Origin of the sequence: Roseiarcus sp. (assembly GCF_049514155.1) — a bacterium.
In the GTDB taxonomy this organism is placed as follows: Bacteria; Pseudomonadota; Alphaproteobacteria; order Rhizobiales; family Beijerinckiaceae; genus Roseiarcus.
The window spans coordinates 1-18,738 of the sequence record NZ_JBEKVH010000070.1; the positions used below are offsets into that span (position 1 = coordinate 1).

General features: G+C 66.7%; 18 protein-coding genes and 1 tRNA gene. 3 read left to right on the top strand and 16 right to left on the bottom strand.

What is annotated here, in order from left to right; all coding sequences use genetic code 11:
• The 9 genes from tdh to ABSF49_RS11780 all read right to left on the bottom strand — a co-directional run.
• Positions 1–933: L-threonine 3-dehydrogenase (gene tdh, locus ABSF49_RS11740; RefSeq protein ID WP_424112836.1), on the bottom strand; the 933-nt coding region annotated here is incomplete at its 3' end.
• Positions 934–950: 17 nt separating this feature from the next.
• A complete protein-coding gene (locus ABSF49_RS11745) occupies positions 951–2,153 on the bottom strand; it encodes a glycine C-acetyltransferase (RefSeq protein WP_424112837.1) in 1,203 nt (400 codons plus the stop codon).
• 112 nt (positions 2,154–2,265) lie between these two features.
• Positions 2,266–2,577, bottom strand: a complete 312-nt coding sequence (locus ABSF49_RS11750) for a hypothetical protein (protein ID WP_424112838.1) — start codon at positions 2,575–2,577, stop codon at positions 2,266–2,268.
• Between the two features lie 106 nt (positions 2,578–2,683).
• Positions 2,684–2,980, bottom strand: a complete 297-nt coding sequence (locus ABSF49_RS11755) for a winged helix-turn-helix domain-containing protein (RefSeq protein ID WP_424112839.1) — start codon at positions 2,978–2,980, stop codon at positions 2,684–2,686.
• Positions 2,981–2,984: 4 nt separating this feature from the next.
• Positions 2,985–3,533 carry a hypothetical protein gene (locus ABSF49_RS11760; protein ID WP_424112840.1) on the bottom strand — a complete coding sequence of 183 codons (549 nt, stop codon included), beginning with the start codon at positions 3,531–3,533 and terminating at the stop codon, positions 2,985–2,987.
• 22 nt (positions 3,534–3,555) lie between these two features.
• On the bottom strand, positions 3,556–4,131 hold the full coding sequence (locus ABSF49_RS11765) for a DUF6622 family protein (RefSeq protein WP_424112841.1): 576 nt from the start codon (positions 4,129–4,131) through the stop codon (positions 3,556–3,558).
• 45 nt (positions 4,132–4,176) lie between these two features.
• Complete coding sequence (locus ABSF49_RS11770; RefSeq protein ID WP_424112842.1) at positions 4,177–5,145, bottom strand: alpha/beta hydrolase; 969 nt, start codon at positions 5,143–5,145, stop codon at positions 4,177–4,179.
• Between the two features lie 233 nt (positions 5,146–5,378).
• Positions 5,379–6,971, bottom strand: coding sequence for a bifunctional phosphoribosylaminoimidazolecarboxamide formyltransferase/IMP cyclohydrolase (purH, locus tag ABSF49_RS11775; RefSeq protein ID WP_424112843.1), 1,593 nt, complete (start codon positions 6,969–6,971; stop codon positions 5,379–5,381).
• Positions 6,972–7,052: 81 nt separating this feature from the next.
• Positions 7,053–8,435: an RsmB/NOP family class I SAM-dependent RNA methyltransferase gene (locus ABSF49_RS11780; RefSeq protein ID WP_424112844.1), complete on the bottom strand. Its 1,383-nt coding sequence runs from the start codon at positions 8,433–8,435 to the stop codon at positions 7,053–7,055.
• 122 nt (positions 8,436–8,557) lie between these two features.
• Here ABSF49_RS11780 and ABSF49_RS11785 point away from each other — a divergent pair, with 122 nt between their 5' ends.
• Positions 8,558–8,800 carry a DUF1674 domain-containing protein gene (locus tag ABSF49_RS11785; protein WP_424112845.1) on the top strand — a complete coding sequence of 81 codons (243 nt, stop codon included), beginning with the start codon at positions 8,558–8,560 and terminating at the stop codon, positions 8,798–8,800.
• Positions 8,801–8,896: 96 nt separating this feature from the next.
• On the opposite strand, the gene ABSF49_RS11790 is transcribed toward ABSF49_RS11785, so the two are convergent.
• The 4 genes from ABSF49_RS11790 to ABSF49_RS11805 all read right to left on the bottom strand — a co-directional run bounded on the left by ABSF49_RS11790 (position 8,897) and on the right by ABSF49_RS11805 (position 12,583).
• Positions 8,897–9,421 carry a L,D-transpeptidase gene (locus ABSF49_RS11790; RefSeq protein ID WP_424112846.1) on the bottom strand — a complete coding sequence of 175 codons (525 nt, stop codon included), beginning with the start codon at positions 9,419–9,421 and terminating at the stop codon, positions 8,897–8,899.
• Between the two features lie 102 nt (positions 9,422–9,523).
• Positions 9,524–10,813: a polyhydroxyalkanoate depolymerase gene (locus ABSF49_RS11795; RefSeq protein WP_424112851.1), complete on the bottom strand. Its 1,290-nt coding sequence runs from the start codon at positions 10,811–10,813 to the stop codon at positions 9,524–9,526.
• 129 nt (positions 10,814–10,942) lie between these two features.
• A complete protein-coding gene (locus ABSF49_RS11800) occupies positions 10,943–11,758 on the bottom strand; it encodes an ABC transporter permease (RefSeq protein WP_424112852.1) in 816 nt (271 codons plus the stop codon).
• Between the two features lie 21 nt (positions 11,759–11,779).
• Complete coding sequence (locus tag ABSF49_RS11805) at positions 11,780–12,583, bottom strand: ABC transporter ATP-binding protein (protein ID WP_424112853.1); 804 nt, start codon at positions 12,581–12,583, stop codon at positions 11,780–11,782.
• 344 nt (positions 12,584–12,927) lie between these two features.
• Between ABSF49_RS11805 and ABSF49_RS11810 the strand changes: the two genes are divergently transcribed.
• Both ABSF49_RS11810 and ABSF49_RS11815 read left to right on the top strand, forming a co-directional pair.
• On the top strand, positions 12,928–14,412 hold the full coding sequence (locus tag ABSF49_RS11810) for a porin (RefSeq protein ID WP_424112847.1): 1,485 nt from the start codon (positions 12,928–12,930) through the stop codon (positions 14,410–14,412).
• A gap of 154 nt (positions 14,413–14,566) precedes the next feature.
• Positions 14,567–14,640 (top strand) — tRNA-Gly (locus ABSF49_RS11815).
• Positions 14,641–15,387: 747 nt separating this feature from the next.
• Here ABSF49_RS11815 and ABSF49_RS11820 read toward each other — a convergent pair.
• The 3 genes from ABSF49_RS11820 to ABSF49_RS11830 all read right to left on the bottom strand — a co-directional run.
• The gene (locus ABSF49_RS11820) at positions 15,388–16,374 is read right to left on the bottom strand and encodes an ABC transporter permease (protein WP_424112848.1); all 987 of its coding nucleotides are present in this window, start codon (positions 16,372–16,374) and stop codon (positions 15,388–15,390) included.
• A complete protein-coding gene (locus ABSF49_RS11825) occupies positions 16,371–17,294 on the bottom strand; it encodes an ABC transporter permease (protein ID WP_424112849.1) in 924 nt (307 codons plus the stop codon). Before ABSF49_RS11825 ends, ABSF49_RS11820 begins: the two co-directional genes overlap by 4 nt.
• 71 nt (positions 17,295–17,365) lie before the next feature.
• Positions 17,366–18,738 (bottom strand): sugar ABC transporter ATP-binding protein (locus tag ABSF49_RS11830; RefSeq protein ID WP_424112850.1); only part of this gene is annotated, 1,373 nt, incomplete at its 5' end.

The following is an 18,738-nucleotide window of genomic DNA, read 5'->3' on the forward strand; positions in this document are numbered from 1 at the left end:
GACCTTGCGCACGTCGAGCCCGCTTTCCAGCATCGCGATCATCTTGTGCCAGGTCTCGAACATCTCGCGCCCATAGATGCCCTTGATGGTGAGCTGCTTGAAGATGACCTTGTTCCAGTCGATGAGCGTCGGCTTGGCCGGCAGGCCGAGCAGGGCGACCCGGCCGCCCACGATGATGGCGTCGAACAATTGATCGAACGCCGCCGGCGCGCCGCTCATCTCGAGCGCGACGTCGAAGCCTTCGGTCATCTTGAGCCGGCCCATCGTCGCCTTGAGGTCGGACTTCGAGACATCGACCGCGACCACGTCGGCGACCTCCTCGGCGAGCTTGAGGCGGCGCGGGTTGATGTCGGTGATGACGACGTGGCGCGCGCCGACGTGGCGCGCGACCGCCCCGGCCATGATGCCGATCGGCCCGGCCCCGGTGATCAGCACATCCTCGCCGACGAGATCGAAGGCGAGCGCGGTATGGACCGCATTGCCGAGCGGATCGAGGATCGCGCCGAGCTCGTCGTCGACGTCGTCGGGCAGCGGCACGATGTTGAACGCCGGCACCCGCACGTATTCGGCGAAGGCGCCGGGAATGTCGACGCCGATGCCGCGCGTTTCCGGATCGAGATGGTAGCGCCCGCCGCGCGCGGCGCGGCTGCCCATGCCGATCACGTGGCCCTCGCCCGACACGCGCTGGCCGATCTGCAGGCGGCGCACGTTGGCGCCGAGCGCGACGATCTCGCCGGCATATTCGTGGCCGATCGTCATCGGCGTCGGGATCGTCTTCTGCGCCCACTCGTCCCAATTGAAGATATGGATGTCGGTGCCGCAGATGCCGGTCTTGTGGACCTTGACCAGCACGTCGTCGGGGCCGATCTCGGGCTTCGGAACCTCGCGCATCCACAGGCCCGGCGCCGCCTTCTCCTTCACCAACGCCTTCATCGGCTCGCCTCCGGGTTCTAGAGAATTCCAACCGCCTTGCCGGCGTCGGCGAAGGCGGCGAGAGCGAAGTCGACGTCCGCCTCGCTTAAGCCCGCCGACATCTGGGTGCGGATGCGCGCCGCGCCCTTCGGCACGACGGGAAAGAAGAAGCCGGCGACATAGACGCCGCGCGCGTCGAGCGCCCGCGCCAGATCCTGCGCGAGCCGCGCTTCGCCGAGCATCACCGGAATGATCGGCGTCTCGCCCGGCAGCAGATTGAAGCCGGCCTTGGCGAGCCCGGCGCGAAAGCGGCGGGCGTGCGCCTGCAGGCGGGCGCGACGATCGTCGGAGCGAATGGCGATCTCCAGCGCCTTCAGCGCGCCGGCGGCCATCGGCGGCGCGAGGCTGTTGGAGAAGAGATAGGGCCGCGCGCGCTGGCGTAAGAGATCGACGATCGGCTGCGCCGCGGCGACGAAGCCGCCCATGCCGCCGCCGAGCGTCTTGCCGAAGGTGCCGGTGACGATGTCGACGCGGTCGCCCGCGCCGGTCAGCGCCGGCGTGCCGCGGCCCTTGTCGCCGAGATGGCCGGTCGCGTGGCAATCGTCGACCAGAACCAGCGCGCCATAGCGTTCGGCGAGCGCGCAGATTTCAGGCAGCTTGGCAACGGCGCCGTCCATCGAGAACACGCCGTCGGTGGCGATGAGCTTGAACCGCGCGCCGTCGGAATCGGCCTGCTTCAGGCAATCCTCGAGCGCGTTCATATCGGACGCAGCGTATCGGTAGCGGCGCGCCTTGCTGAGCCGCACGCCGTCGATGATCGAGGCGTGGTTCAGCGAATCGGAGACGATCGCGTCGGCCTCGCCGAGCAGCGGCTCGAATACGCCGCCGTTGGCGTCGAAACAGGCGGCGAACAGGATCGCGTCGTCCTTGCCGAGATGGCGCGCGATCGCCAGCTCGAGCTCGCGGTGCAGCGTCTGCGCGCCGCAGATGAAGCGCACCGAGGCCATGCCGAAGCCGAATGCGTCGAGCGCGGCCTTGGCGGCGGCGATCACGTCGGGATGATTAGCGAGGCCAAGATAGTTGTTGGCGCAGAGGTTGAGCGTCTCGCGCGTCGCGCCGTCGCTAGCGACCTTGATCCGCGCCCCCTGCGGCCCGGCGATCAGCCGCTCGCGCTTGGTCAGCCCCACGGCGTCGATCTCGGCCAGCGTCGCGCGCAGATGGGTCAGGAAGGCGTCGGACACGATTGGCTCCCGTCTCCAGCGAATCCCAGAGGATTCCACGACGCCGCGCCGGGCGGCCCCAGCGCGCGTGGACGGGTGAATAGCACAGCTTGCCGGCGCGGGCCGACTGCCCTCAGGCGACCGTCGCCGTTTCGCCGACCACCTCGAGCGGCAGAACCTCCACTTCGCCGCCCGACACGCGGCGGGTGAGTTCGGCATAGGCCTTGAAGAATTCAGCCCGCCCCAAGGTTTTGGCCGCCGCGTCGTCGACGGCCGTCGCGAGGTGGTAATAGTCGGCGCCGTCGCGGTTCTTCATCGCGCGGTAGGTTATCTTCCCCGCCAGCGCGGGGTCGGCGTCGAGAGCGGCGATGAAGCGCGCGATGTCCTGACGCCACGTCTCTTCCTGTCCGTTGCTCAGTCGATATTTGATCAGAAAGCGTTTCATGTTCGGCTCCCGTCGGCGACGCCGCCAGCTCCACGCTCGCGACGAGGCTGAACATGAGACCGAGGAGCGACGTCGGCAAGTTCGGACAAGACGGCCGCGAAGACATTCAGCTCTGGGCGAGGATCTCGCGCAGGAACGCGACGTGGCGGGCGAAGGCGGCGCGCCCGGCCCGGCTCGCCTTGACCGTCGTGCGCGGCCGCTTGCCGACGAAAGCCTTGGCGACCTCGACGTAGCCCGCGCGCGCGAGATGGTCGATGTGGGCGCCGAGATTGCCGTCGGTCGCGCCGGTCAGCGATTTCAACCGCGCGAAGTCGAGCCCCTCGGCGGAAGGCGGCAGCGCGGTCAGCGCCGCCATGAGCCGCAGGCGCATCGGCTGGTGGATCGTTTCGTCGAGCCCGTTCATCGCCTCAGGCCCGCCGCATCCACAGGCCGCAGAGGATGAAGCCGCCGCCGTTGACGGCGGCGAGCCACAGATTGAACCACTCGCCCGACCACAGATAGCCGGCGAGCACCAGCGCGCTCAAGCCTAGGCCGAGGGCGGCGAAGGCGGCCCCGAACCACAGGCCGGCGAGCGCATAACCGAACAGGAACAGGGTCGGCCAGAACGCGTCGAGCTCGCGCGGACCGAAGCGGCCGAAGCCGACGCTCCACAGCAGGCCGAAGGCGACAAACACCGCGAAAGCGGCGAGGAAGCGCCAGGGAATGCGGCAGGACGCGTCCGTCGCGGCGCGCAGCATGACGAAACTCGCCAGCGCGCCGAGCGCATTGGCGGCGACCCAAGTCCACACCGACCCGTGCGGCCAGAGGAAGCCGATCATATCGGCGGCGACGACGATTGCGCCCCACAGGACGAGCAGCGCGCCGGTGAGGCGATAGAGGCGCGATTGCTTTACGCGCGCGACGACGCCGTCGATCTCGGCGAGCGTCGCGCTGGCTTCCTTCGAGCTGATGGTCATTGCGCCGCTCCCGCCTTCCTCGTCACGACGTTGCTCCGTCGGCGCTCGCCGCGGGGCGGAGGAACGCGAGCCGCGCCGCATCCGCCCAGCCGGCGCCGACGTCCGCCGCCTCGAGCGCGCGGCGGAACTGGGTCAGCGTGCGGCCCCAGAACAGCCCGGCGAAGACGCCGCCGACCACGGCCGACGCGCTGGCGATCTGGGCGTGAGCAGGCGAGCCGGCGTTCAGCGCCAGGGCGACCGCGGCGACGTATTTAACCGCAAAGCTGACGATGATCAGCGCGAATGGGATCGGCGAGCCCGGCAGGATCATCGTCCCGGCGGCGAGCGAGAGGCGCGGCGGCGGCGTCAGAACGGCGAGCGCGCGCCCCCCGAAAATGCCCGCCGCCAGGCCGACGACGAACAGCGCGAGATCGAAGCCGAGGCCGCGCGACTCGATGAGGCCCGCAAGGCCCCAGACGAGAAAAACGATCGGCACGATCAGCGCGCGGCCCGGCTGCATCTCCCGTTCTCGGAGAGCGACGACACCGCGCGAGACGAGATAGGCGAATAGGACCCACACCCAGACCGGTGTATGCGAAAGGATGTCGAAAACCAGCATCGTGAACGCTCCTGCGTCTCAGTCCCGGGACGGGCGGCTGCAAGCCTACTTCACTGCCGCTGCGATCGCAGCCAGCGCAGCGGGTTGATAGACGACGCCGATATGGTCGACGCCCGGCAGCAGCGTCACCCGCACGCCGAGCGGCGCGACGGCGCTCTGGTAGGCCTCGGCGTCCATCAATTCGTCGTCGAGGCCGGCGATCAGCTCGATCTTGTTTCCAGCCGACTTCAGCGCGCCTTCCCAGTCGTGGGGCGGGCCGTAGTTGATCAGCAGGCGGTAGGAATAGCGCGAAGTCGTCGCCATCGCCGCCTCGGGGCGGTTGGCGAAGGCGATCGCCGGCAACGACTGCGCCCAATCGATTCCGAGCGCGCCCAGCACTGTCAGCGCGGCGATGCGCGGAAGGTCGGGCGCGGCCCAGCGCCCCGACCCCTCCGATGGGCGGTTGGTCGGCGCGCGATAGCCGAGATAGGGCGCGAGCAGCACAAAGCGGTCGAAGGACGCGCCGACCGGCGCGGCGGCGACGCGCAAGACGAACCCGCCGCCCGAGGAATGGCCGACGAGCGTCAGATGCGCGGTCGTGTAGTCGGCGCGCAGATGGGCGACGAGATCGGCGAGATCGTCCTCGAGCTGGCCGACATAGCTGATGTCGCCTCGCGAGCCCGAGGCGCCGTGGCCGCGCGTATCGACTGCGACCGCGACGAAGCCGGCTTTCGCCAGCGTGAGCGCGGTCGCATTCATCTCGTCTGAGGAGCCCGACGAGCCGTGATAGACGATCGCCAAGTGATCACGGCCGCCGTCAGCGGCGGGATAAAGCCGGTAGGCGAGCCACGTGCCGTCGCGCGCCTGGAATCGGCTGAGCTCCGGCTTGCCGTCCTGCGGGATCGCCATCGCGCCGCCATGGATCGATTCGAGCGGCGGCGGGGATTCGACCGGCTGTGCGAGCATCGCCCCGAGCGCCAGCGCCGCGACGCCGACCGCCGCCAGCGGCCAAGTGAGAATCTGCCATAACGCCATCGCTTGCCTCAATTCCAGAGTACTCTGTATTGCAGAGTTTATGGCGACTGTCAAACGCGCGTCGGGAATTCGGCCTGCGACAAGATGCTCCATTCACGCTGTGCGTCGACCCGCATAGCGTCTGCGCCGCAGTAGCGAGGGATCCACAGCTCCATCGCGAAAGCAGAGGAAGAGCCGATTGCCGTAGGGTCCCGTCCCCTCGGCTTTCCGGCTCTTCTTCGTATTTGCGCCGCTCAATGGCGGAAGTGGCGCATCCCCGTGAACACCATCGCGATCCCGGCCGCGTCGGCGGCGGCGATGACGTCGGCGTCGCGCATCGAGCCGCCGGGCTGGATGACGGCGGTCGCGCCCGCCTCGATCGCCGCCACGAGCCCGTCGGCGAAGGGGAAGAAGGCGTCGGAAGCGACGACCGCGCCGTGGGTGCGCGGCGCCGGCCAGCCGGCGGCGCGCGCCGCGTCCTCGGCCTTGCGCGCGGCGATCATGGCGGAATCGACCCGCGACATCTGCCCGGCGCCGACGCCGACCGTGACGCCGTCGCGCGCGTAGACGATCGCGTTCGATTTGACGTGCTTGCACACCCGCCAGGCGAAAGCGAGATCGGCAAGTTCGGCCGCGGTGGGGGCGCGCTTGGTGACGACCCTGAGCGTCGCGGGATCGAGCCCGCCCGCGTCGCGGTCCTGCACCAGCAGGCCGCCGGCGACCGAGCGAACGGTCGCCGTCGGCGCGAGCGGATCGGGCAAGCCGCCGGCGACGAGCAGGCGCAGGTTCTTCTTGGTCGCGACGATCGCCAAAGCCTCGTCGTCGACCGCCGGCGCGATGATGACCTCGGTGAAGATCTCGACGATCTTGCGCGCCGCCGCCGCGTCGAGCGTGCGGTTGAGCGCGACCACGCCGCCGTAGGCCGAGACCGGATCGCACGACAGCGCCTTCTCGTAGGCGTCGCGCAGGGTCGCGCCGACCGCGACGCCGCAGGGATTGGCGTGCTTGATGATCGCCGCGGCGGCCGATTCCTCGGGCGGGAATTCGGCGACGAGCTCGAAGGCCGCGTCGGTGTCGTTGAGGTTGTTGTAGGAGAGCGCCTTGCCCTGGAGCTGGCGGGCGGTGGCGACGCCGGGCCGCGACTCGGGACCGACGTAGAAGGCGGCGCTCTGGTGCGGGTTCTCGCCGTAGCGCAATGCGCTAGCAAGCTTGCCGCCGAAGGTGCGCCAGGCCGGCGCCGTCTCGCCGATCTCGCGCGCGAACCAGTTGGAGATCGCGGAGTCATAAGCAGCGGCGCGCGCGAACGCCTTCTGCGCCAGCGCGCGGCGGAAGGCGAGGCGCGTCGCGCCGCCGCTGAGCGCCATTTCCTCGAGCAGACGCGCGTAGTCGGCGACGTCGACGATGACGGCGACGTCGGCGTGGTTCTTGGCGGCGGCGCGGATCATCGCCGGCCCGCCGATGTCGATATTCTCGATCATCTCGTCGAAGGGCGCGACGCGACGCAACGCGTCCTCGAACGGATAGAGGTTGACGATCAGCAGATCGATCGGGGCGATGCCGTTGGCGATCATCGCCGCCTGGTGGGCGGGCTCGCCGCGGATCGCCAGCAGGCCGCCGTGGACGCGCGGATGCAGCGTCTTCAGCCGACCGTCCATCATCTCGGGAAATCCGGTCAGATTGGCGACGTCGACGACCTTGAGGCCGGCTTTCGCCAGCGCCGCGGCGGTGCCGCCGGTCGAGACGAGCTCGATCCCGCGCGCTGCGAGCGCCTCGCCCAGTTCGGCAAGGCCGGTCTTGTCGGAAACCGAGATGAGGGCGCGAACGATCGGCGCGAGGTCGAGGGCCATGGACGGGCTCGCTGGCTGGAGAGACGAATTTCGGCCGCGCCTTATCACGCTTTCGCCCGCGCCGGAACTCGCGTCGGCGGCTTAAGGGCGGCGTTGCAGGCGCGCGGCGAAGAAGCCGTCGAGGCCGGAAAGGCGCGGCTCGGACGCCTGCAAATGGCAGGGCAAGGCGCGCAGTTCGCCGACCGGGTTGAGGCATTCGCTCAGTCCGCCGATTTCCGACGCCGCGATGGGCACGCGCCGCACGTCGGGATTGCGCCTGAGCAGCGCGGCGATCTGCGCCTCGCCCTCCTCCGGCTCGAGCGAGCAGGTGCAATAGACGATGATTCCGCCCGGCGCGGTCAGCGCGACCGCCTTGTCGATCAGCTTGCTCTGCAGATCGCCGAGCGTCGCCAGGTCGCCCTGGCGCTTGGTCCAGGCGACGTCGGGATGGCGGCGGATGGTTCCGGTCGCCGTGCAAGGCGCGTCGATCAGCGTCGCGTCGAACGGCGCCGCCTCGAAAGCGAGCGCGTTGGCGACGGCGATGTCGGCCTCGAGCCGCAGCCGGCTGAAATTGGCGGCCAGACGCTTCAACCGCTCGGCCGAGCGATCGACCGCGGTGACCTTGGCGCCGGCGGCGGCGAGCTGCGCGCTCTTGCCGCCCGGCGCGGCGCAGAGATCGACGACCCGCGCGCCCGCCGCGACGCCAGTGAGACGCGCTGGAATCGCCGCGGCGGCGTCCTGCACCCACCATTCGCCGTCGGCGTAGCCGGGCAACTCGACGATCGGCGTGTGGGCCGAAAGGCGCACCGAGCCGGTCGGCAGGACGATTCCGTCGAGCCGAAGCGCCCAGTCGTCGGGGTCGCGCTTGACGGAGAGGTCGAGCGTCGGCTCGTCGCGATGGGCGCGCGCAATTTTCCGCGCCGTCTCCTCGCCATAGTTCGCCTTCCAACGCTGCGCCAGCCATTGTGGCGTGTCGTCGTCGAACGGGTCGCTCGTCGCGACGGTCTCGTCCTTGGCGCGCGCGACGTTGCGCAGCACCGCATTGACCAACCCGGCGAAGGGCGCGGCGCCGGGGTCGAGCTTCGTCGCTCTGACGGCGAGATCGACCGCGGAATGGTCGGGCAGGTCGAGGAACAGGATCTGCGCCGCCGCGGCGACGAGGATCCACTCGAGCGCTCCGGCCCGCCGCGGCAGTCCTTTGATCAAGTGCAGCGCCAGCGCCTTGCGGATGGTGCCGAGACGGCGCACGGCGACCACGGCGATCGACCGCGCCAACGCGCGGTCGCGCGCGTCGAGCCCGGTGAAGCGCGGATCCGTCTCCGCGGCGGCGAAGCGCTCATCCAGCGGCCGCTGAAATGTCAACGCGTCGGCGATCGCCTGGGCGGCGGCGAGGCGCGCCGTCAGACCGGGAGGGGTCTCAAGCGGCGGCGGCGCCGGCCCGCGCAACGCGCGCGCGTCGAATCCGCCGGGGCGTTTCGCGTTCAAACTCAGTCCTGCCGAATCACGAGATCGCGAGGATACGGACGAGTATAGACTGAAACGCCGGCCGGCCACGCCCCCTGCCGGGCCCCTTTCTCCCGCCGCTGTGACGCAGTAGCCTGGCGGCGATGAGCAAGGATCACCTCGGAAACGACGAAGACGCCTCGCCGGCGACCGTCAGCGACGCTCCGTCAGCGGGCGAAGCCGGGCGACCGATGCCTGAGGCGGCGAAGCGCGCGCTTGCGGAAGTCGAGCAGCGCCGCCGCCGCGCCGCCGCCGCGCCGGGCGCGCCCGAAGTCAACGGCCGCGGCGGGCTCGACCCAACGCGTTACGGCGACTGGGAGGTGAAGGGAATCGCTGCGGATTTCTGACCCGACGCCGGCAGCGGCGCGGGCCTCCGCGCCTGCGGCCAGGGACGGCCGCGCCACTGCGGACGGCCGCGCCACCGCGGAACCCCTCGCAGCCCCTCAGCGGACCATCACCACCGGCGCGCCGACGCTGACGCGATCGTAGAGATCGATCACGTCCTCGTTGTACATGCGGATGCAGCCGTAGGAGGCGGCCGTGCCGACCGAGGGACGCATCGCCGCGGTCGTGCCGTGGATCGCCACCTCGTCGCGGTCGAGCGTGATCGCCCGGGCGCCCATCGGGTTGTGCGGCGAACCGCCGGGGATGAGGTCGGGCAATTCGGGATGATCGCGCTTGACCACCGTCGGCGGCGCCCAGGCGGGCTCGACATATTTGCCGTCGACGCGGGCGAAGCCGCTCCATTCCTTGCCGGGCTTGGCGACCGCGACCGGATAGGCGATGGCGCTGCGCGAATCGAGCACGAGATAGAGTTTGCGCGCGGACTGCGAGATGACGATCGTGCCGGCGGAATAGTCCGACGGAAAACCGACGACCGGCCGCGCCTCGGCGCCGGCCGCGCTCAGGCCAATCGCCAGCGCCGCCGCGACGATGACAATCGTTCCGTTTCGCCGCCGAGCCGACATGGCCGCGTCCCGCGTTCGAGCCTCGAGCAGAAGCCGAGGATATCGCGCGGCGGCGAGAAGGTCATCGCCGGCGCTGAAACGCGGTGAATCGAATCTGACTGTTCAGCCGCGGACCTTGGCGCGCCGGCGCAGCCAGCCCTTCGGACGGTTGAGCGCATCGACGTGGGCATGGAAGGCGGCGATGCGCGGCGCGATCTGGGCGCGGAAGCGCGAACCGTTGAACACGCCGTAATGGCCGACGCCGAGCTGCAGATGGTGCAGCTTCTTTTCGTCAGGAATATTGACGCACAGATCCTGCGCCGCCTGCGTCTGGCCGACGCCGGAGATGTCGTCGTTCTCGCCTTCGACCGTCATCAGCGCCGTGCGGCGGATCGCCTTGAGATCGACGGGCTCGCCGCGATGGGTCATCTTGCCCTTGGGCAGCAGGTGGCGCACGAACACCGTCTCGATCGTCTGCATATAATACTCGGCGGCCAGATCCATCACCGCGAGATATTCGTCGTAAAATTCGCGGCGCCTATCGGCCGAGTCGCCGTCGCCGGAAACAAGCTGGTTGAACATCTCGAGATGGGCGTTGACATGGCGGTCGAAGTTCATCGCCATGAAGCCGGAGAGCTGCAGATAGCCGGGATAGACTTGGCGGCCGAAGCCTGGATAGGGGAACGGCACGCTCTGCAGGCAATTGGCGCGGAACCATTCGACGCCGCGCTGTTGGGCGAGCTTGTTGACCGCGGTCGGGCTGCAGCGCGTGTCGATCGGCCCGCCCATCAACGTCATCGACGCCGGGACGTCCGGGTGGTCGGCCGCCTCCATCAGCGCGACGGCGGCGATCAGCGGCACCGCCGGCTGGCAGACGCCGAGCGTATGCGCGCCGGGACCGAGATGCGCGAGCATCGCGCGCAGGTAGTCGACATAATCGTCGAGATCGAAGCCGCCGAGCGCCAGCGGCGCCATGCGCGCGTCGGTCCAGTCGGTGACGTAGACGCGGTGGGTGGGCAAGAATGCCTCGACCGTGCCGCGCAGCAAAGTCGCGTAATGGCCCGACATCGGCGCGACGATCAACAGCTTCGGCTGATCAAGATGACCGGGCAGGTCGGGACGGACGAAATGCAGCAGATTGCAGAACGGCCGGCTCCAGACGATCTCCTCCAACACCTCGCGCTCGACGCCGTCGACGACGATGCTGTCGAGGCCAAAAACCGGCTTGCCGTAGCGGCGCGTCATCCGTTCGAACAGCTCGGCGCTCGCGGCGATGTTCCGGCCGAACGCGGTCGCCGACAGCGGATTCAGCGGATTGCGGAACATGAAATGCGCCGCGTCGGAGACGGCGCGGGCCGGGACGAGCGCCGCATGGGCCATTTCATAGAGCTGGTAGGAATAGCCGCGCAGCATGTCCGTCTCCCGCAGGCCGGTCTTGCGCCAGCGCTGAAAGGCCAGCAAGGAAGCCAAGTTAGGGTTCGTATGAGAACGAATCAATGTCGCCAATAGGCTAACCGGCCTTGCTGTGGCGCAAAACCCGCTTCATTCGCCCATCGACAGCAGCGCGCCGGCCTTGCGGGCGCTGCCGAGCAGGGCGAGGAACGCCGCGGCGCCGAGCGCCATCAGTCCGACATTGATCGCCAGCGCTTCCAGCATCAGGTCGGCGCGCAACTGGCGCCCGACCACCGCCGCCCGCAGGCCCTCGAAGACATAGGTCGGCGGCAGACACCAGGCGATCGTCTGCAGCCAAGCCGGCAAGGCGGCGACCGGATAATAGACGCAGGCGAAGGGCATGACGAAGAAGAGCACCGACCAGGCCAGCCCTTCGGCGCCCAGGCCGTTGCGCAGCACCAGACCGGAGACCGCCAGTCCGATCGCCCAGCTCGTCAGCACGAGATTGAGGAAGAAGCCGACCAGCGCCAGGCCGAGGCCCCACAGATTGAAGCCGAAGAACCAAAAGGCCATCATCGTCACCGGGACGAGCCCGATCGCCATGCGGATGAGGCTCATCGCCATCAGCGCGGCGGCGAACTCGATCGGCCGCAGCGGGCTGATGAGGAGATTGGCGATGTTGCGCGACCACATCTCCTCCATAAACGACACCGAGAAGCCGAGCTGGCAGCGAAACAGCGTGTCCCACAGCAGCAGCGAGCCGATCAGCGTGCCGCCGGCGACCGCCATCGCGCCGCCGACGCCCGCCGCGCCGGCCTGGGCGCGGATGTAGGTCTGGAGGAAGCCCCAGGTCAGCATCTGCACCGCCGGCCAATAGACGAGCTCGGCCAGGCGCGGCCAGGACGAACGCATCAGATAGAGGTAGCGCATCACCAAAGCGCCGACGCGCGCGGGCGAGAACGCCATTTCCGCGGTCAGGACGGTCACTTACGCCTCCTCCCCGGCCGGCGCGCGCGCAACGTCGAGGAAAACTTCCTCCAGGCTGCTGCGGCCGTAGCGGGCGATCAGCGCGTCGGGTGAGCCGTCGTCGACGATTCGCCCCTGTTTCAGCATCAGCACCCGGCCGCACAGCCGCTCGACCTCGGCCATGTTGTGCGAGGCGAGCAGGATCGTCGCGCCGCGGGCGCGGCGGAACGCTTCCAGCCGGCCGCGCACCCAGTCGGCGGTGTCGGGGTCGAGCGAGGCGGTCGGCTCGTCGAGCAGCAGCAGCTCGGGATCGTTGATCAGCGCTTTGGCCAAAGCGACGCGGGTCTTCTGGCCAGCCGAAAGGCTGCCGGCCGGCCGGTCGAGGAACGGCTCGAGCGCCAGATCGGCCGCCAGCGCCTCGATGCGCTTCTCGAGGCCGGCGACGCCGTAGAGGCGTCCGAACACGCGCAGGTTCTGCCGAACCGTGAGCCGGTGCGGCATGTCGACATAGGGGCTCTCGAAATTCATCCGGCCGAGCGCGCGGTAGCGATCGCGCGCCATGTCGACGCCGAGCGCGCGGACCTCGCCGGCGCTCGGCAGGGTCAGCCCCATGATCATGCCGATCGTCGTCGTCTTGCCGGCGCCGTTGCCGCCCAGCAGACCGACGACCGTTCCCGCTTCGACCGCGAAGGAGATCGCGTCGACCGCCGTCGTCGCGCCGAAGCGTTTGACGAGCCGGCGCGCTTCAATGGCGGGCGTTGGCGACAAGCGGAGTCTCGGGGCCGAAGGTCGAGCCGTTCTAGACGGCGCCGGCGGCCTTGTCATCGCGGGCGGCGGCGGGATGTTGCGCATCGGCCACACCCTTTCACGGAATTAACCTGCGGCGCTGCGGCGGATCATGTGTGAATGCAAGCGTCACATAAGTTTCACGCGGGGCGCCTAGGTTCTCCGCGGGCATTGAGAGATTGTCTGAAAAATGGCGCAGGGCCGGCGACGCGAGGTCGGACGGTTGCGTGCGGTAACCAGATAGTCTATGGAATCTGTGTACTAAAATTCCCAACGAATGGAATCGCGCCCGCCGCGCGCGCAACACGACAAAAAAGGCAAGACAAATCAAGACGCTGACCGCAGAACGGACGGCGACAACAGTGGGGCTGATTATGCGATTGTTGAAACCCTTGCTCCTGGCTTCGGCCGCCGGGCTGCTCGCCGTAGGCGCGGCTTCCGCCGCCGACCTGCCGACCAAGAAGACGCCTCCCGCCGCCGAGAAGCCGAACTGCTACGCGAGCTTCTGGACCTGGCTGGATTCGACCGCCGCCGATTGCCCGCTGTCGGCCTACGGCATTACGGTCTACGGCACGATCGACATGGGCGGCGGCTACGAGTCGCACGCCTCGAAATTCAACAACGACTACAACAACGGCGTTGCGGAACTGATCGCCAAGACCAGCGGCAATGCGAAATGGCAATTGGTCCCCAACGGCCTCAGCCAGTCCAACGTCGGCGTCAAGATCAAGGAGCAGGTCGCGCCGAACTGGTACGTGATCGGCGACATCAACACCGGCTTCGATCCCTATTCGATGCGCCTCGCGGACGGTCCGCAGTCGCTGGTCGACAACAACGGCATCGCCGGGAGCCCGGCGCAGAGCGCCAACGGCGATTCGAGCCGCGCCGGTCAGTGGGACAACACCCGCGCCTACGCCGGCCTCAGCAACTCGACCTTCGGCACGCTGACCGCCGGCCGTCAGTACGCGTTCAGCAACGATCTGGCGAACAACTACGATCCGACCGGCGGCTCTTACGGCTTCTCTCTGATCGGCTCGTCGGGCACGCCGGTCGGCGGTCTCGGCGACACCGAGCTTGCGCGCTACAACACCTCGGTGAAGTACGTGCTGCAGTACAACATCGTCCGCGCCGGGGCGTTGGTGCAGCTTGGCAACTACAGCGAAGGCAACGCCGCCGAAAACGCCTACCAATTCGACATCGGCGGCGACTACGCCGGGTTCTCGGTCGACGGCATCTACAGCCACGCCGAAGATGCGGTGTTCCTGTCGGCGCTGAGCCACGCCACGCTCGTGGCGCATCCCTGGGCCGCGGACGACCTCGGGGCGACGATCGCCAACGTCGACAGCTGGGCGCTCGCCGGCAAGTACAAGAACGGCCCGTTCCAGGCGTTCGCCGGATATGCCTACGATCGACTCACCGACCCGACCGACTCTTACGCCGCCGAGCAAGCGGCGGATGGCTTCAACAGCATCGCCGGCATCGACGTGCCCGGCAACACCATGATCGGCAGCAACATCAGCACCACGGGTTACAAATTCGGCGCCAAGATCCTGCAAACGGCGTGGGTCGGCGCGAAGTACGCGGTTCTCAGCAATCTCGATATCTCCGGCGGCTACTACTACGAGTGGCAGAACAACTATTCCGGGACTTCGTGCCCGGTCGACACCGGAAAGAACTGCGCGGGCCACGAGCCCGTTTACGCGGGGCTGATCGATTGGCGCCCGGTCAAGCGCGTCGACCTCTACGCCGGCGTGATGTATTCGGCGGTCTACGGCGGCTTGGCCAACGGCTACACGCACCCCGACGGCAAAGCCTGGACGGACCCAAACAACACCGCCTTCACCAGCGGCGTGCGCGTCGCTTTCTGATCGACGCTTTCAGAGCGATCGAGACAATCGACCCCGGGCCCTGCGCCCGGGGTTTTTCTTTGACGGTGGCGCGCTGTAGCCGCGTGCGACGAGCGCGGCGGCGATTGCCTTTCGCCGAGGCGCACCCTAAGAGGAACGAGCCATCGGCGTCGGCGCGGGTGTAGCTCAATGGCAGAGCAGCAGCCTTCCAAGCTGAATACGAGGGTTCGATTCCCTTCACCCGCTCCAGTTTTTGCAATAAGTTGGCAACGTCGTGTTGGCGGTTGTCGACTTCCTGTCGGTCCTGGACCACGTTTGGACCACCAAATCGCCGAGCTTGGCATCCTGAAATTCAGGGGAATTGACAAGAATCCCGCCTGTTGTTGCCCGTGCGGGCGACAGCGGTCCGGCGCGTCGGCTCGGCGTTAATCGCCACCGGCTTCGTGGGACGACGCCACGGCGGCGGGCGACGCCGCCAAGCTGGGTCGAAACCTTAGGGACGCCGCGGAGCCTCGGCTGAAAGGTGCACACAGGGGTGGGCAAAGGCTCGAGGTCGATGCGGCGGTGCACGATCGGAAGCTGTTCGATCTCGACGCCCTGGTTTGCACGCGAGGACCTAACTTTCCGCGCTCGCGATTGAAGTCGGCGGCTGATGCGTCCCGCCTACGGAAGTCGAAGCGTAACGGTCGCATTGGAACCGCCCACAAACCGGCAAGTCGGGTGGGGCCGCTGGCGGGACTCGAATGCTCTGCCTTCGGAGGGCAATGACCAAGTGCTTTCTCTACGGCTTAATGATTGTTTATAGACACATTAATCATCGCCCGGCATCGCTGGTTATCGCTGCGCATCGCTTACATCTGCGCCAAATCTGTGCCGCATTAAGAACGAATCTCGTTCTCGACCGCGCTTCAACGATTTCTGGCGATGCGCCGCGATACGCGCCGAAACACAGAATGGGGCGCAGAAACCGTCACCGCGCCCGCCGCCTCTTTACCGTCACCTCAGCCTTTTTTGGGCGACCGCGCGCGCCAGCGCCGCGACCAGTATGATGCCCGAGAAGGCAGCCTTCACATTGAAGTCGAGACCCATGAGATTGAGGCCGTTGGCGATCATGCCGAGGAACAGAACGCCGACTAGCGTGCCGAGTACGTTGGGACGTCCATGCGGATGGATTGAAGCACCGATGAAGGTCGCCGCGATGGCGTCCATTAGGTAAGAATTGCCAGCGAGCGGGGTGAACATCCTGAGGTTCGCCGAAGCCATGACGCCGCCGATCGCGCAAGTGGCCGATGCAGCGATGAAGCCGAGCGCGAGATAGATGGGTACTTTGATGCCGGCAACTCGCGCCGCGCTTCTCTGTAGGCCGATTGCATGGATGCGCTTGCCGAACAGAGACCGCTCCAGAAGGATGTAGTAGACGGCCACAACCACCACGCCGATGACGATCTTCATCGGAATGCCGAAAACGCTTCCGACGGCGATGTCGTAGTACTCGTCCGGAAGACCGCGAAACGAGATAGGCCCGCCGCCATGCGTGAAGATGCGTTCGACGCTGCCGCAGATGAAATAGACGCCAAGCGTGGCGAGAAATGGTCCGACGGACAGTCTCACCACAAGGAAGGCGTTGAGCAGTCCGACCAGCGCGCCCCCGAAGATTCCGGTCAACACCGCCGTGTACCAAGCGACGCCGAATTCCTTTAGGGCGACAATTGCAAACGCCGAACCAAAATCGAGCGCAACGCCCACCGAAAGGTCGATGCCGCCCTGTGCCACAACCAGCGTCATCGCGAGCGACACGACGAGCAGGACAGCCGAGCCTTCAAGAATGTTCGTCAGATTGGATACACTGAGGAAATTCCGGTTGTAGAGTGCGAAAAACACGAAGCAGACGGCGATGACGACCAGAAACGTGTATCGAACGAAAACGTCCCGCACACTCGGAAGGAACGTTCTAGCCGCGGGAATCATTGCGGCGGCCTTCATTTGTTGTTGCTCCTCGAAAGGGCGGCGGACGCAACGACCACGAGGATGAGCCCCCCCTTAATGCACCCCGTCCAGAACACGTCGACGCCTACCGAACCGAAACCGACGGAGAGCGCGGAGACGAGGATCGCACCGAGTACGGCGCCCCAGAGCGTGACAACTCGCCGGGGCGAGAACGCCGCCCCGAGGAAGGTGGCGAGCACCATTTCGATCAAGAGGTTTTCTTCGATCCCCGGCGAACTGCCGGAGCCGCGCGCTAGCACGAATGCGGCCGCCAAACCGCCCGCGACGCCCGCGATGACGAACGATAGCGCGATGAACTTGCGCGGCGCCAGCCCGGAGGTCTCAGCGGCATCGCGATTGCCGCCGACGGCTTGCAGATTGAGCCCCCACCGGGTGCGGTGCAGCGCCGCGAAGAAGATCACTGCCAGCGCGAGGGCCGCCAGCACTCCGATCGGAATGCCCCAGACCTGCCCATCTCGCAGGGAGACGATAAACGGATCGCTGACATTGATACGCCGGCTGTGCGTGATCACTTGGCTGATGCCGACATAGGCTGCGCCGCTCGCAAGCGTCGCTAGAAGCGGCGTCATGCCGACGCTCACTACAAGGAGGGCATTGACAATGCCGGCGCACAATGCCGCTCCCAATCCAAGCGACAGGGCGAACAACAACGAATACCCCTGATTAGTCAGCTGGTCCGCCACGATGGCTGCCGCAAGCACCGCAATCGACGGAATCGAAAGGTCGATGCCCCCCGATACAACGTCGTCGCCGCCCGCCATGACCACTGTGGCGAGTCCCAGGCAGACGACCACCGTCGGAATGCTCTGCTTGAGAACGAGAGCGATAGTCGACGGAGTTAAGAAGCTCGGGGCTTTGACACCGAGGTAGACGATCAGAGCAAGAAAGATCGCCAATGGCGCGTAAGACGCCATCGATCTCATAACGCCCGGCCCAGATCGACGGCTCGGCAATGCAGTCGCGTTCGTCACGCCGCCGCTCCCTCTTCTGCATGACCTCCGGTTGTCAGGGCAATCAGTCGGTCGAGGCTACATTCATTGGTCGTCAAGTTGGCGACGACCTCGCCGCGCAGCAGAACGACGATCCTGTCGCAAAGACCAAGTAGCTCTGATGGATCGGACGACGACACGATGACCGCCGCGCCATCGGCGGCGAGTTTCTCTATGAGACGGTAGATCTCGACCTTGGCGCCAATGTCGACGCCCACTGTCGGTTCGTCGAGGATGAACAGCTTTGATCCAGTGGCGAGCCAGCGCGCCAGTACGACTTTCTGCTGGTTGCCGCCGCTCAGGAGTCGCGAGATCGTGTCAACGTTCTTCGGACGGATATCGATCTTGGAGACGATCCCCCGTGCCCGCGCGGCGGCGGCTCCCTGCCTAACCAAATAGCCGGAGGAGACATCCTCGAGTGATGCGAGATTGATGTTGTCGGCGACCGTCATATCGAGGACCAGCCCATCCTGACGGCGGTCACGCGGAACCAGGACAATGCCATTGGCGACAGCGATCGACGGAGAGGAAATGCGCAACGGCTTGCCGCTGAGCAATGTCCGCCCTTGAGTAGGTTTGGCGAGGCCGTAGATCGCCTCGACGACCTCTTCGCGGCCGGAACCGATCAAACCGGCCAGACCGACGATTTCGCCGCGCCTGACTTCAAGGCCGATGTTGCGAAAGTGCCTGCCGTCACCGAGGCTTTCTAGGGACAGCATAGGTTCCGCTGCGGAGTGATTCCTTTGGGGGTAAAGGTCGGAGATATCGCGTCCAACCATCAGATTGATCATATGGGGCGCGTCTTTCGGGCTGACATTATCGATGACGCCGACGTCCTGACCATTACGAAATACTGTGACCCGGTCGCAGATCGCGGTGATTTCTCCCAGATAGTGCGAGACGTAGATCATCGCGATGCCGCGTTGCTTAAGAAGCGAGATCGCATGGAACAATTGATCGATTTCGGCGCTGGCAAGGGGCGCCGTCGGCTCGTCGAAAACGACGATCTTGGCCCGGTTGTCGATGAGCGCCCGGGCGATCTGCACCAGTTTGCGCTGCGCGACGCCAAGATCGCGGATCAGCGCGCCGCCGCTGATCTCGCAGTTCAATGACTCCTTCAGGAACCGCTCGGCCTCTTGACCCATTCTTCTCGAACGAATGCCAAACCGGCCTTGTAATTCCTGTCCCATGAACACCGACTCGGCGACCGTGAAATTGGGGACGAGGTTGTGTGCTGCGCCCCTAAAGCGAGACACACGATTTGAGTGACATGAGCCTTTAGGAGGCTTCATGTCACAACAAGCGATGCGGGTATTTTCGACTGAGTTCAAAGAAGGCGTGGTTCTCCGAC